Source organism: Paenibacillus tianmuensis (genome assembly GCF_900100345.1).
Taxonomy (GTDB): domain Bacteria; phylum Bacillota; class Bacilli; order Paenibacillales; family NBRC-103111; genus Paenibacillus_G; species Paenibacillus_G tianmuensis.
In genome coordinates, this window is record NZ_FMTT01000038.1 from 45,331 (window position 1) to 59,115 (window position 13,785).

Here is a 13,785-nt window from a genome sequence, read left to right on the forward strand (position 1 = left end):
GATAGGATTCGCTAACCTATCGCCGATCGGGTAAAAGTATTCGTGCTCGGCGAGTCACTCTGCTTGGCGCGCGTGTCCTGAAGCCAACAGGCAACGCCGTGCCCGCCGGGCAAGCAGGACGTTTCCGGCTGGAAGTCGGCGCACACTTCCATGGCGTAAGGACACCGGGCTGCGAATGCGCAGCCTTTGGGCGGCGCGAACAGATCCGGCGGAGTCCCCGGTATCGATTGCAGCGGGGTATTCCGGTCGCTATCCAGACGCGGCATGGAAGCGAGCAGCCCTTTCGTATAAGGATGCTGCGGATGCTGGAACACCTCGTCCACCGTGCCCGACTCGACCACCTTGCCGGCGTACATGACGTTCACGCGGTCCGCGATATTCGCCACCACGCCCAGGTCGTGGGTGATCATGATGATGGATACGCCGGTTTTGCGCTGCAGCAGCTTGAACAGATCGAGAATCTGCGCCTGAATCGTCACATCGAGCGCCGTGGTCGGTTCGTCGGCAATGAGCACCGACGGCTTGCCGACGGCTGCGATCGCGATCATGATGCGCTGCCTCATGCCGCCGCTGAACTGGTGCAGATGCTGCTTGAGCCGGCTTTCCGGATTGGAAATGCCGACCAACTCCAGCATCTCTATCGCCTGCTTGCGGGCTTCGGACCGCGACAGCTTCTGATGGCGGATGATGCCCTCCATAATCTGCTCGCCGATGGTGATCGTCGGATTGAGCGCGGTCATTGCATCCTGGAAAATCATCGTGATGGCCGAGCCCCTGATCTCCCGCATCTGCTTTTCCGTCAGCCCGGTCAGCTCCCGTCCTTGAAACCGGATGCTGCCCTGCTTGATCTGCGAGGTATGCGGGGGCAGCAGCCGCATTAAGCTGCGGGCGGTAACGCTTTTGCCGCAGCCGGATTCGCCCACGATGGCGAGCGTCTCGCCGCGGCGAAGCGTCAAGCTCACGCCGCGGACCGCCTGCACCTCGCCGCCGTACGTGGCGAAGGAGACATGCAGGTCTTTCACTTCGAGCAGTACGTCCGAGGAAGACAATGAATCGGGTCCATTCATGGAGCTACCTCCTCTGCTTCGGATTAAATGTGTTTTGCAGCCCGTCGCCGAGCAGGTTGAACGCCAGCATCGTCAGCGAGATGAAGAACGCCGGAAAGAACAGTCGCCACCAATAACCGGATAAAATCGTCGGCAGCGCATCGTTCGCCATCGTGCCCCAACTGGCCAGCGGAGGCTGGATGCCAAGACCGAGGAAGCTGAGGAACGCTTCCGCGAAGATCGCCGACGGGACGGAGAACGTCACCTGCACGATAATGACGCCGAAAGCGTTAGGCAGCAGATGTCTGCGGATCACGCTCCAAGGACTCGCTCCGAGCGTCCGCGAAGCCAGCACGTACTCGGACGACGCCAGCTGAAGCACCTGCCCTCGTACGATCCGGGCCATACCGATCCAGCCGGTCGCCGTTAGCGCGATGATGATGGTGAACAAGCCCGGGCCCATGACGACCATCAGCAGGATTACGATCAGCAGGTACGGAAGACCGTACAGGATATCGACGATCCGCATCATGATGTTATCGACCCGCCCGCCAAAATAACCCGCAATGCCCCCGTAAACGACGCCGATGAGAAAATCGATGAGTGCGGCGACGACGCCAACGGTCAGCGATATGCGGGAGCCGAACAGGATGCGTGCGAACACATCCCGGCCGAGCTCGTCGGTGCCGAACCAATGCTCGGCCGACGGAGCCTGATTGCCGTTCAGCAGGTTTTGCTTGGAGTAGCTCTGGTCCGTCAGCCAAGGCCCGACGATCGAAAGCGCCGCAAGCGCGACGATGAAAATAAGTCCGAGCAGAGCCAGCTTGTTCTTGAACAGCCGGATGCGCGCCTGCTGCCAGAACGTCAGCTGCGGCCGGACGATCGCTTCCATGGGGCCGACGCGTTTTTGCATCGGCACAAACAAGTGATCGGGAACCGACATCCTCACCCCTCCTTTCTATGCATCCTTTCTATGCATCCTTTCTATGCAGCTTGATGCGGGGATCGATCAGGCTGTACGCGATATCGACCAGGAACATCATGAAGATGAGCAGGGTGCTGTAGAACACCGTCGTTCCCATGATGACCGCATAATCCCGGTTGTTGATCCCGTCCACAAAATATTTCCCCATACCCGGAATCGCAAAAATTTTCTCGATGACAAAGCTGCCCGTCAGCACGTTCGCAAGCAATGCGCCGACTAACGTAACCACCGGCAGCACCGCATTGCGCAGGGCGTGCTTGAACACAATCGTCGCCGGAGAAAGCCCTTTGGCTCTTGCCGTCTCGATGTAGTCCTGCGTCAACACTTCGACCATATTGGCCCGCGTCAGTCTTGCAATGATCGCAATCGGTCCGGTGGACAGCGCGACCGCAGGCAGCACGACATGCTTCCATGTCCCCCACGTCGCCACCGGCAGCAGCTCCCATTCCACCGCGATGTATTTGATCAGCAGCGGAGCCACGACGAAATTGGGCACCGCGATGCCGACGACGGCGAGCACCATGGCGATGTAGTCGATCAGGCCGTTTTGCCGGAGCGCGGCCGCCGTTCCGAGCGCAATGCCCGATGCGATTGCAAGGAGCAGCGCCACGATGCCAAGCTGGAACGAGACCGGGAAGCCGCGCTCGATCATCGCGTTCACGCTTTCCGGATAATGCGAGATCGACGGCCCGAGATCCAGCGTAAGCAGCGACTTCAAGTAAAGCCCATACTGAACGTACACCGGCTTATCCAAATGGTAGAACGCCATCATGTTCTGGACAACGGCCGGATTGGCCTCCTTGCCGTCCCGGTCGAACGGCGAGCCCGGAATCGTATGCATCAGGAAAAACGTAATCGTGACGATGAGCCAAAGCGTCACCAGCATGGACACGAATCTTTTCAATAGGTACGTCGCCACTCGATCACCCGCTTCTTAACAAAATGAAGTTCGCATGGCCAGTTCCGTCATCACCAGCATAGCTTGGTACGCCTCCAGAATGTTTTTGGCTTGAAAGGAAACGACCGGCGAGCCCTGCTCGATCGTCGTTCCCGGCATCAGATGCGCCCATTCCGCCTGACCGTAATTGGCGAATTCGATCGACAGCACCGGACTCTCCGGGGGCGTTAAGGGCTTTACGCGGCTGCGTGCCTCAAGCGCTTCCCTCGTTTTCTCGCGCAGCAGCTGCCCGCTCTTCTCCGGCGTCAAGCAGAGCGCCGCTGTCCGCGATATGCGCCGTTTGACGATGGCCGTCGTCACCCCCGGGATCAACGCCTCCGCTTCCTCCGCCGTCTCGTCGTCTCCCGCCACGAGCAGCACCGGCACGCCGTAATGACCCGCGACGAACGCATTGAAGCCGAGCTCTCCGATTGCCGTATCGTTGATGTACATGTTCCGCACGCCGAAAATCATCGTGTGGCTGAGCACGCCCTTTCTCGCAGCCCGTGTATGATAGCCCAGAAAAGCGGCCCCGGCGAAGCTGGCGTCAAGCCCCTGCACCATCGAAAACGGCTTGACGTCCCCCGAAATCAGCTGCGTCTCCGGATGAAGCTTCTCGATCAGCAAGTTGTTCATTTTGGAGTGGCTGTCGTTGACTACAACTTCCCCGCATCCCTCTTGGAATGCCGTTTCAATGACATGATTGGCTTCCGCGGTCATAATGAGCCGGCCTCTTTCGTAGTTGTGCTTGCCGGAATCGACAAACGTCGCATCGACCAGTCCGGTAATGCCTTCCATATCGATCGAAATGTACAGTTTCATCGCTCCATCCTCCAATTCGATTTGTAGATAAAAAAATCCAGCAAACGACAACCGGCAGCCGCAAGGCTTCCAAGCGTATCGTTTGCTGGATTTTATTTACGCGTATGTCGCCATACTAATAAACAAAGCAGCGTTATCCGGCCCCTGACGCACCGGAATCGCAATCCCGGCCGTTCAAGGCCATTTGGTATTTTTTTTGCGCATCCTTGAAGGCGACGATGATCGCTTTCTGCGACGAGCCGTGGTACCTTCGCTTAATTTCGTCGGCGATCGGCTCGAACGCCAGAATGCTCTGCCCGACGAATAAGGAGCGGACAAATTGTGAGGTTAGCGGAATGGTGGACGAGCAGCCCGCATCCACGATTTTGTGGTTGGTCGTATCCACGACAAGTCCGATGAAAAATGCGCTGTACTGCTGAGTAATCGGATTATTGAGCGATGTCTGCGCATCGCCGACCACGTAAACCGTGTCTTTATCGTAATCCATACTCGTCTCCCTTCATCGGCGTCCTTGGACCGGACGAACAGGGATGTGGGAAGAGAAGCTTCCCGCGACCTGCCGCCTTCGGACGCACTGTTTTGTATGCGCTTACGTATTTGATCTTGCAGCTCATCGAAGGAACGGATTGGAACAATTGTTAAACTTTCGTGAAAATTCCCATAACCAATTCTATTATAATAAACTCCACTGCGTCTGAATAGCTTTATTTCACAATTTTATCATGATTTGTCGATGATACGACGAGGATAGGGTACGGAAGAAAAGCCGACCATCCCGCAAGGATGACCGGCTATCGGCTTCACACGTTACTCCAGACGGTAATCGTCGATCTTCTCCCCGTCTTCCCACACCTCAACGAACAAGGCGTCGCAATGCTCAAAATCGGACGGCTTGAACGAGAGAGCTTTCTCCTCGTCCTCGCCCACATACACATTTTCCATCCCGTCTTCATTGAACGAGAGAATGACATACAGCTTCATTCCAGAACCTCCAGCAGCTAAGCGTATTTTATATTGATGCCAAAATTAGCGGCTAATTAAACGTTGTTCTTCAAAATTTGACGATTCAGATGGTATTCCATATGTTCAACATAATCGTCAATGAGCCATTGCAAGCTTTTCGTTTCCTGATTGCCAGTGACACATGGGGATGACAGCTTTTCGGCCGGTATTTTTTCAATGACCTTCAAGATCCGGTTATTTAATCCGGACCATAAATTCAGGATTTCTTCCGCTGGAGTGTTCTGGTAATCCTGCAATGCCACCCATTGGTCCTGATCGTAAGGGATGAGGACATACGGCTGCTTTTCGTATTGAATTTTAATAAATCTGTGAAGATTATTGACGGCCGAATCACATAAGTGTCCTAGCGCTTCTTTTGGAGACCATTTGCCCGGCATGGGCCTCTCGGATACTTCGGCTTCGGACAACCGGCCGAACTGCTCCGGAACCGTACGCAGCCAATACTTTAAACGTTCCGCTGCTCTCTCCATCGTATTTCCTCCCTCATCTCAAATGAATAATAGCGTTTCTACATAACTATTTCTTCGTTCGTCCAAGCTCACCTTTTTTCCAGTTTAAATAAATCCGACTTCCCGGCAATATCGCAGCATATCGTCCATCTGCTTATCGCTGATCGCCCGCCATTCGAACCCGAGCTTCTTCAGCAGCAGGATCGTTTTCTCCGAAGCCAGCGTAAACCGGGTCTGCTCCTGCTGCTCCAGCCAGCCGTAATGAAGCATCAAGCTCTCGATCTCCTCCCGGCAAAAGCCTTCTTCGTACCTGTTCTTCATATAATCAATGAACTCGTCTAGCGTCCCCGCTGCCATTCTTTCTCCCGAGCGGCCGTTCCCCAGTACGCGGTGCATACTATCGTAGTGCGGGTTGTACAAATGAAATATTTCGTCCCGCAGCGCAGCAGGCTTCATGAGGTGAACGATCGCTTGGCTGACCCGATCGACGCAGGAAAAATCGATATCGGCCTCCAGCCGGGGCACCATGCCGAGGCGGACAAACGATTTGAGCGTCGCGTAAAAGGCGTTTTCCTCGATGTTTTGCTGGAACTTGCCCGTATCCGATTGAAAGACAAGGTTCCCTATCCGGTAAATGCTTGTGCGGAGCCCTTGAGCCCGCGCCTGCACGACCCGCTTCTCCGCTTCGAATTTGGATTTGACGTAATAGTTCTCGTACTGCTGCCCCCGGTCCAAATCGTATTCGGTAAAATAAGCCGCAGACTGTCCCGGAATATGTCCGGTCGCGACGCCCAGGGTGGAAATATGGTGCACGTCTTTGGCCCGGTGCATGCCGGCAAACGCCAGCAGTCGCTCGGTCGAAGCGATATTGTGGGTTTCGAAGTGCGAGTAGCTGCCGTAATGCTTCACGGTCGCCGCCGAATGCACAATGCAGTCGACGGTGCGCGCGAGCTCCAGATACGTTTCCTCATCCAGCCCCAAGCTATCCTGCGACAAATCCCCCCGGTAAATCCGAATTCGGCGGTCGAATTGCGCTTCCATGGCATCGCCTGCGAAATAAAAGGCCAGCTTCGCAAGCAATCGTTCCCGCGCTTCCGCCTCCGTCGCCGCACGCACCAGAACGTGAACCGTGGCCGCGGTTCCGGCTAACAGCTCCCGCAGCAAATGGATGCCCAAATACCCGGTGGCTCCCGTCAGCAAAATATCGCTGTACCCGCTATCCTGCGTCAGGTCGAGCCGAGCGTACCGTTCATTTCTCGCCCGGTATGCGGCGGTCTCTTCATCGAATCGCTCCATCGCGTCGTCACGGCGGGCTGTCTTCACCTGCTCCAGCTTGGCGGTCAAATAGTTGGCCTTCGGCTTTACCTTGGCGGACAAAGACGCAATCGTCTGGTGCTCGAAGACGTCGTTGACCCCGATATCCAAGTCCTGCTGCAGCCTTGCGGTCATCGCAGCCGCCTTCAGCGAATGTCCGCCGAGCTCGAAGAAATTGTCGTGAACGCCTATGTCCGGAACGTTCAGAAGCTGCTCCCATACGACTGCGATCTTTCTCTCAATGTCCGTGCGCGGAGCGACGCGGTCGCGCCCCGCTACGGTACGCTCGCCCGGATCGGGCTCGGGCAGCGCCCTGCGGTCGATTTTGCCGTTGGGCGTGAGCGGCATGTTCTTTAACGGGACGAAATACGAGGGCAGCATATACTCCGGCAGCGCCTTGGACAAGTGCTCCTTGACGGCCTTAACCGGGAGCTCTTCCGTCCCGGCGAAGTAAGCGCACAACTCCTTGCCGCCGCTACCGTCCTCCCGGGCGACCACGACCGCTTCCCGGATCGAAGGATGGTTCAGCAGCGCATTCTCAATCTCTCCGAGCTCGATCCGAAACCCGCGGATTTTCACCTGATGGTCCAAGCGGCCCAAAAATTCCAGCGTGCCCTCCGGCGTCCAGCGCGCGAGGTCGCCCGTCTTGTACATGCGTCCCTCCCCGGCGAACGGGTCGGGCACGAATTTCTCCTCCGTCAAGCGCTCGTCGTTGAAATAGCCCCTGCCTACGCCCTCCCCGGCGATGTACAGCTCTCCCGGCACGCCGGGCGGCTGAACCTGCAAGCGGTCGTTCAACAGGTAGATGCGCGTGTTCGCAATCGGCCTTCCGATGGGCGGAAGCTCCGGGATCGGGCCGCCCGGGTCGATCGTATGGGCCGTCGCGACATGGGTCTCCGACGGGCCGTAATGATTGTGCAGGAACACCTGATGCCGCCGCAGATGCGCCTTGAATTTGTCCGGGACGGCCAGCAGCTCTCCAGCCGTTATGATGTGGCGCACCGACGCCGGAAGCTTGTCGGCATACGCGCTCTCGTTCAGGATGAGCTTCAAGTACGAGACGGGTAGGAACAGGACCTGAATCTGCCGTTCTTCGATAAGCCGCAGCAGCTTATCCGGGCTCCGCCGGGTTTCATTCGTCACGAGATGCAAGGCGCCCCCCGCCAGCAGGGCGGACCATATTTCCTGCGAGCTGACATCGAAGCTGAGCGTCGTAAATTGCAGCACGCTGCCGCTGTAATCGACGCTCGTGTGCCGAAACTGATGGTGAAGCAGATTGACCATATTGCGGTGCTCGATCATGACGCCCTTCGGCTTTCCGGTCGTTCCCGACGTATAAATCACATACAGCAAATCGCTTGGACGGCTGCGGGGCGGAGGGTTTTCCGCCGCCACCTCATTGACGGCATCCGTATCCAGACACAGCTTCATCCCGTCAAATTCGACTTGGTCGGCCAAATGCGTCTGTGTCAGTAAGACACGGGTGCGGCTGTTGTCAAGCATATATTTTATACGGTCGGCGGGATAATCCGGATCGATCGGAAGGTAGACCCCTCCCGCCTTCAAAATGCCAAGCAGACCGACAATCATGTCCGGAGACCGCTCGGTCATCAGTCCGACGAGCTGCTCCGGCTGCACGCCGTGGCGAATCAAGGCGGCCGCCAGCCGGTTCGCCCGGTCGTTCAACTGCCGGTAAGTGAGCGCTTCGTCCCCGAATACGACAGCCGGCCGGTCCGGCGTCTGCCGCACTTGCTCCTCAAACCATCCGTGAATCGTCAAGTCGCGGTCGTACTCGGATTCAGTTTGATTCCGCCCCTCCACCTGCTCCTTGAGTTCTGCTTCCGAAAGCAATCGCAGCTCGGACAGCCGCTTTTCCTCCGAAGCCAACGCATCCTCCAATATCCGCACATACTGGTTCGCCATCCGCTCGGCCGTATCCCGCACGAACAGATCGGTGCAGTATTGGAAATCGATCCGGAGCGTCTCTTCCATTTCCTCCGCATCAAGTATCAGATCGTATTTGGAGATCGGGTCTACGTACCGCTGAACGGTGATCCGGCTCCCGTCGATCGACGGCGTCGTCGTGCGGCCCGTATTTTGCATGACGAATATCGTATCAAACAGCGGGCTGCGTTCCGGCACTCGGGGAATGCGCAGCGATTGCATCATCCGTTCCAGATCGTAGTCCTGATGCTCGAAGGCGGTAAGCAGAATCGACTTCAGCTCCTGCAAATATTCGGCGAACGTCTTGGTCCGCTCTGGAAAGCTTCGGATCGGCAGCGTATTGACGAACATGCCGATCAGCGGCTGCAGTTCGGCTTGCGGGCGGCTGGCGACTGGAACGCCAACGATGATGTCTTCCTGACCGGAATACCGGGAGAGCAGCACCTTGTAAGCAGCTAGCAGGATCATGTACAAGGTGGTGTCCGTCTGAAGAGCGAACTGCTTCAAGCGCTCGGTCAAATCGGTATCCAGCCGAAGCGGGTAAGTATCGCCTTTGAAGCTTTGGAGGCCCGGTCTTTCCATGTCGGTCGGCAGTTGCAGGATCGGGAGCTCCCCGGACAAGGCCGCCATCCAATACTCGCGCTGCTCCTTCTCCTCCTCCGATTTGCGGCCGTTCAGCCAGAAAGCATAATCTTTGAAGTGGATCGTCGGGTGAGGCAGTACATCCCCCCGGTACAACCGGCTCCACTCCTCGAAAAACACGTGCATCGAGACGCCGTCCACAATAATATGGTGGAAATCCAGCATCAGATAATGAAGCTCCTCGGAGCAGCTAATGAGTCCGGCCCGGAATAACGGCGACTTCCCGAGATTGAACGGGACGACGAACGCGGACATCAGCCGCTCCGCTTCTTCTTCCGCCGCCGCATGAAATTGCATTTGAAACGCCACACGGGGCCAGATGGTCTGCGCAAGCTCCCCGTCCACCCATGCAAAAGCCGTACGGAGCGATTCGTGCCGCTCGATCATTTGCTCAAAAGTCCGCTCCATCCGCCGCCGGTCGACGCTCCCTTCGATCTTGAGCAGCAGCGGAGTGTTATAGGCCGTCCCCACCTGCTCCATCTGCCCGATGAAGAAGAGGCGCTTTTGCGCCGGATGAAGGGGGTAATGCTCCCGCTCGGGCGCCTTTTCAATCGCCTGACCACCTCCGGCCGGTTTGCCCGCTTGACCGATCCGCTCCGCTTGCTTACGGATGGTCGCATGCTCGAACAACTCCGCGATCGACAGCCGGACCCCGAAGCGCCGTTCGATCTGTCCGCGCAGAACGGCGACATGCAGCGAATGACCCCCGGCGTCAAAGAAGCCGTCATGAACGCCGACCGTCCGCAAGCCGAGCAGCTCCTTCCACAGCTCCGCCAGTCCCTGTTCCGCCTCGCTGGCCGGAGGCGCGTAAGAAGCCGACTCCGCCTCTCTCTCAGGTTCGGGTAGCGCCGCGCGCCGGTCCACCTTGCCGTTCGCATTGACAGGCAGCCTCGGAAGCATGACGAACCAGGACGGAACCATGTAGTCCGGCAGCTGCTCCGTCAGAAACGCCGACAGCTCACTGTGAGTGGGAGGCTCTTCGGATACGACGTATGCGCACAGGTATGCACGGCCAGCATCGTCTTCGCGCGCGATTACGATGCAATCGAGCACCCGGTCATGCAGCCGGAGACGCTGCTCGATTTCGCCTGTTTCGACCCGGAAACCGCGAATTTTCACCTGATGATCGAGGCGTCCCACATATTCGACGGATCCGTCCGGCAGCCATCGGGCCAAGTCCCCCGTCCGGTATAGCCGCTCCCCCTCGCAGAATGGATGGGCGACGAATTTCTCCTCTGTCAGCTCCGGCCGGTTCAAGTAGCCCCGGGCCAGACCGATGCCGGAAATGCACAATTCCCCGGGAACCCCTACCGGCTGCGGCTCGCCGCAGGCATCCAAAATATATAGCCGAACATTGTTCAGCGGCTTCCCAATCGGAATGTTATCCGAGTGCGCCTTGACAAGATGCGTCGTGGTGAAGATCGTATTTTCGGTAGGACCGTATGCGTTGTAAATAAGGTAGCTCTGCGGATGGAATGTCTTCAGTTTCTCCCCGCCCGCCACGAGCACGCGAAGCGAGCGATTCGGAAGCTTCATGAACTGCTCGCCGAGCTGAGTCGGTAATAAGCTAATCGTAATGCCGTGCCGGTTGAAGTACCCGTTAAGCTCCGCAGCATCAAGCCGGATGTACTCCGGAATGACATAAACCGCCGCCCCGGAAATAAGATAAGGGAAAATTTCCACCATCGAGGCGTCGAACCCGACACTACAATATTTGCTGCTGCGGTCCTCCATCGTGACCCCAAAATACGAGCAATGCCATTCGCAAAAATGGACAAGCGACCGATGCTCGATCAGCGTGCCCTTCGGCTGACCGGTGGAGCCGGACGTATAGATGACATAAGCCAAACCGGACGGTTCCGCAAGCTCCGGCAAAGGGGACGCATCCCCGTCATGCATCCGCCGGTCCGCGAGATCGACGACTTGCCCCTCAAAGGCAAACGGAAGCGCCGATTGTCCCTCCGTGAGCAGCAGCTTCGCTCCGCTATCCTCTAAAATGTAGCGTATGCGGTCCGGGGGATAATTCGGATCGATCGGCACATACGCCGCGCCCGCTTTCAGCACCGCCAAAATACCGGCGAACATCGACAGCGTGGGGCGCGTCATGACGGCGACAAGAGCATTTGCTTGTACTCCGCATTCGATCAACATTCTGGCCATCCGGTTCGATTGTTCGTCGAGCTGCCGGTAAGTCAAGCAGTCGGTCCCATCGACGATCGCGGGGCGATCCGGCGTGCCCCGCGCTTGCTCCGCAAACAGCCGGTGAATGGTCGCATCCGAGGAAAAAGGCGTATCCGTTTGATTGAACCCAACGAGCAGTTGCTCTCTCTCGTCTTGGCTCAGCAAAGCGATGCGGCCGACAGGCATATGGGGAGATTCGATCCAGGTCAGGACGATATTTTCCACATGCCCCAGCAGCCTGCGGATCGTCGTTGACTGAAACACGTCCGGCTTGTACTCCGCACGGACTTCGAGCACGTCCGAAAGCACGAACCGGATCGCGAGGTCGCACCCCGGAATAACGGGCCACGCCCGGACAGCACCGGGAGCTTCCACGGCTGCGGCTGTATTGAAAGGAAGCGGCAGTAAGCCGGACCTGCTCAAGTCGCGAAGCTCGCTGTGTGTAAGCGCGTAAGCTTTCCCTTGGACCAGCGTTTCCTCCGCCCGGGCGACCAGCGATTCGAACGGCAGCGAAGCCTCGCTTGCGATTCGGACAAGCACGATCCGGTCTTCCTCGGGCGCGACCGCCGCAAACCGTACCTCCTCGGTACGCAAATAGCGCTGCAACAACACGGCCCATGCCGTATAAAGCACGGTGCTTACTTGAACCCTGCGCATGCCGCAAAGCTGACGAAAGCGATCGGACGATGCATTTTCGAACGTACGACTAAATGTCCGATACTCATCCGGGTCGCCCGCCGGACCACGGTCCAAGCGAAGAACGGTAGCCACCTCCGCGTCCTGCATCTCCATGATCCAGCGGTCAACAATGCTGATCGTCCCCTCATCCACTTTCTGTGACATCCTCTTTCTCCCTCCCGAAGTAAATTGGTCATGAAGAAAAAAAGCAACCCGTTCCAAATCCGAAACGAGTTGCTGTTCATAACGAAGGCGTTCCCTGCAACCGTCAAGCCCGTGCGTTGATGTATACGTCCCCTCCATGGCTCCCTCCTGCAATGAAATGACGGAGCCCCTTTATTCAATTCGTATATCTATCGATTCATGTCGATTTGTTAATAATATTGCGTACATAGTTATATTTTACCATGTTACATCGAATTTCCAAAATACTTTTTAAGGTCTCAGCCGTTATTTACGGAACCGAGTTTTCTGCGTAACTCATCCTACGCGAATGTGATAAATGCCACTTTCAGTCCCCTTTTTTTGCGATAGAATGAGACGATAGCAGCAACCGGGCGTTAGCACATCTTATATTGTGAATATTTTCACAAATTAAATGGAAAGGTCGTGTCACGACATGTCGTATCGCAAACCGGAAGAAATTGCGCATATTACCGCAGCGATGGGCGAGAAGAAAGCGAATATGCGTCCGCTGCAAGCTTGTACGCTGGGCTTTTTGGCAGGAGCTTTTATCGCTCTAGGCTTCCTTCTATATCTGAGAGTAGCAGCGAGCGTTCCTGCGGCTTGGAGCGGGCTTGGCTCCGTGCTGGGCGCGGCGATGTTCCCGATCGGCCTGGTCCTCACGATTATTGCCGGGGGCGAGCTGTTAACCGGAAACATGATGGCGGTGCCGCTCGCACGGCTCCAGGGCAAAATAACGACGAAGCAGCTCGCCGTCAATTGGCTGCTGATTACGCTATCCAACTTTGCCGGGGCGCTGTTTGTCGCCTACCTGTTCGGTCACGTCGTCGGATTGACGGAAGCGGAGCCGTACTTGTCCAAGCTGGTCAAGGTGGCGGGGACCAAGCTTGACGAGAGCTTCCTGCAAGCCTTTATCTCCGGGATCGGCTGCAACTGGCTTGTCGCCTTGGCCGTCTGGCTCGCTTACGGCGCAGACGATGTCACAGGCAAAATGCTCGGCATCTGGTTCCCGACAATGACCTTCGTCGTCATCGGCTTCCAGCACGTCGTCGCGAACATGTTCCTGATCCCTGCCGCGATCTTCGCAGGGCACTATACCTGGTGGGATTATTTGGGCAACTTTGTCCCCGTCTTTCTCGGCAATGCCGTCGGAGGCAGCGTCTTCGTCGCCACCGCTTATTGGATAGCATATCTGAGAACCAAAGACAAGGCAGAGCTCAACCGAGATTCGGCTCTTCCGCAGCCGAAGCCACAACCGACAAGCGAACGAGCGGTGACGGAAGGCAAAGCCTGAAGGAAGCGAGCAGCTTCACACAAGCTTAAGATACAAATCGAACGTTCGACTCAAAATATCGCTAACCAGAGCTTTGAACACTCCCACCACCTGCGCTAAAGGCGCTGAGGTGGGGGATTCTTGCGAACAGAGAAGTATCCTTCTCTTCTTGAGCAAGCGATCCCTGCGGTTCCCGCAGTTCAGTTGGTCTTTGCCAACAAACGCAGTCCTTCTTGCAAGATGTTCATGCTGGCATTGTGGTCACGGTCATGGTACGTGCCGCATCCTGAACAGGTCCACGCTCGCAA

Annotated in this window: 10 protein-coding genes; 1 reads left to right on the forward strand and 9 read right to left on the reverse strand. The window is 56.9% G+C overall.

The genetic code is table 11. The features are described 5' to 3' along the window. Positions 1-11: 11 nt before the first annotated feature. The 8 genes from BLO51_RS20980 to BLO51_RS21010 all read right to left on the reverse strand — a co-directional run bounded on the left by BLO51_RS20980 (position 12) and on the right by BLO51_RS21010 (position 12,186). Positions 12-1,067 carry an ABC transporter ATP-binding protein gene (locus tag BLO51_RS20980; RefSeq protein ID WP_167670273.1) on the reverse strand — a complete coding sequence of 352 codons (1,056 nt, stop codon included), beginning with the start codon at positions 1,065-1,067 and terminating at the stop codon, positions 12-14. 4 nt (positions 1,068-1,071) lie between these two features. Continuing rightward, positions 1,072-1,989 (reverse strand): ABC transporter permease, encoded by a 918-nt coding sequence (locus BLO51_RS20985; RefSeq protein WP_090674955.1) that lies wholly within the window; start codon positions 1,987-1,989, stop codon positions 1,072-1,074. 28 nt (positions 1,990-2,017) lie between these two features. Next, positions 2,018-2,950 carry an ABC transporter permease gene (locus BLO51_RS20990; RefSeq protein ID WP_090674957.1) on the reverse strand — a complete coding sequence of 311 codons (933 nt, stop codon included), beginning with the start codon at positions 2,948-2,950 and terminating at the stop codon, positions 2,018-2,020. Positions 2,951-2,965: 15 nt separating this feature from the next. After that, on the reverse strand, positions 2,966-3,790 hold the full coding sequence (locus BLO51_RS20995) for a M55 family metallopeptidase (protein WP_090674958.1): 825 nt from the start codon (positions 3,788-3,790) through the stop codon (positions 2,966-2,968). A 133-nt stretch (positions 3,791-3,923) separates the two neighbouring features. Beyond that, positions 3,924-4,277 (reverse strand): DUF3870 domain-containing protein, encoded by a 354-nt coding sequence (locus BLO51_RS21000; RefSeq protein ID WP_090674960.1) that lies wholly within the window; start codon positions 4,275-4,277, stop codon positions 3,924-3,926. A 320-nt stretch (positions 4,278-4,597) separates the two neighbouring features. Next, the gene (locus BLO51_RS29360; RefSeq protein WP_167670274.1) at positions 4,598-4,771 is read right to left on the reverse strand and encodes a hypothetical protein; all 174 of its coding nucleotides are present in this window, start codon (positions 4,769-4,771) and stop codon (positions 4,598-4,600) included. A 56-nt stretch (positions 4,772-4,827) separates the two neighbouring features. Beyond that, positions 4,828-5,283, reverse strand: coding sequence for a DinB family protein (locus BLO51_RS21005; RefSeq protein ID WP_090674962.1), 456 nt, complete (start codon positions 5,281-5,283; stop codon positions 4,828-4,830). A gap of 84 nt (positions 5,284-5,367) precedes the next feature. Continuing rightward, positions 5,368-12,186, reverse strand: a complete 6,819-nt coding sequence (locus BLO51_RS21010) for a non-ribosomal peptide synthetase (protein ID WP_090674963.1) — start codon at positions 12,184-12,186, stop codon at positions 5,368-5,370. Positions 12,187-12,640: 454 nt separating this feature from the next. On the opposite strand from BLO51_RS21010, the gene BLO51_RS21015 reads away from it, so the two are divergent. After that, positions 12,641-13,498, forward strand: a complete 858-nt coding sequence (locus tag BLO51_RS21015) for a formate/nitrite transporter family protein (RefSeq protein ID WP_090674965.1) — start codon at positions 12,641-12,643, stop codon at positions 13,496-13,498. Between the two features lie 179 nt (positions 13,499-13,677). On the opposite strand, the gene BLO51_RS21020 is transcribed toward BLO51_RS21015, so the two are convergent. Next, on the reverse strand, positions 13,678-13,785 hold the full coding sequence (locus BLO51_RS21020) for a zinc ribbon domain-containing protein (protein WP_425415823.1): 108 nt from the start codon (positions 13,783-13,785) through the stop codon (positions 13,678-13,680).

What these genes read in the sequence shown, in the direction of transcription:
- BLO51_RS20995 (WP_090674958.1), bottom strand. Translation starts at nt 3,790, where the DNA reads ATGAAACTGTACATTTCGATCGATATGGAAGGCATTACCGGACTGGTC.
- BLO51_RS20980 (WP_167670273.1), bottom strand. Translation starts at nt 1,067, where the DNA reads ATGAATGGACCCGATTCATTGTCTTCCTCGGACGTACTGCTCGAAGTG.
- BLO51_RS21010 (WP_090674963.1), bottom strand. Translation starts at nt 12,186, where the DNA reads ATGTCACAGAAAGTGGATGAGGGGACGATCAGCATTGTTGACCGCTGG.
- BLO51_RS21015 (WP_090674965.1), top strand. Translation starts at nt 12,641, where the DNA reads ATGTCGTATCGCAAACCGGAAGAAATTGCGCATATTACCGCAGCGATG.
- BLO51_RS20985 (WP_090674955.1), bottom strand. Translation starts at nt 1,989, where the DNA reads ATGTCGGTTCCCGATCACTTGTTTGTGCCGATGCAAAAACGCGTCGGC.
- BLO51_RS29360 (WP_167670274.1), bottom strand. Translation starts at nt 4,771, where the DNA reads ATGAAGCTGTATGTCATTCTCTCGTTCAATGAAGACGGGATGGAAAAT.
- BLO51_RS21000 (WP_090674960.1), bottom strand. Translation starts at nt 4,277, where the DNA reads ATGGATTACGATAAAGACACGGTTTACGTGGTCGGCGATGCGCAGACA.
- BLO51_RS21005 (WP_090674962.1), bottom strand. Translation starts at nt 5,283, where the DNA reads ATGGAGAGAGCAGCGGAACGTTTAAAGTATTGGCTGCGTACGGTTCCG.